Origin of the sequence: Bacillus cereus group sp. BfR-BA-01441 (genome assembly GCF_022663075.1) — a bacterium.
Classification (GTDB): domain Bacteria; phylum Bacillota; class Bacilli; order Bacillales; family Bacillaceae_G; genus Bacillus_A; species Bacillus_A cereus.
In genome coordinates, this window is record NZ_JAKUEU010000325.1 from 1 (window position 1) to 280 (window position 280).

A 280-nucleotide genomic window follows, 5' to 3' on the forward strand; every position below is an offset into this window, starting at 1 on the left:
ACTGCAGTCAACACCGTTAGCAGAAGTTCCGCCCCAAACGTATGGTACACCTTGCATTGATTTTGCGTATGCAAGTACGGAAGAACTGTCGCCGCTATTATTACCTGTATTATTATTGTTGTTGTTGTTGTTATTGTTTTGATTGTTATTTTGGTTATTGTTAGGCTTATTATCTACTGCGCCTCCAACTGGTGTTTTAGATAGGTAACGTGTTCCGATATAACCAGTTTGACCGTTGTAGTTAATTTTGCTCCATCCAGAGTTTTCAGAGATTACTTGA

General features: G+C 38.9%; 1 pseudogene. It reads right to left on the minus strand.

The window, feature by feature from the left end:
• Window positions 1-280, minus strand: a pseudogene (locus MR107_RS30725) (peptidoglycan endopeptidase); the annotation flags it as partial.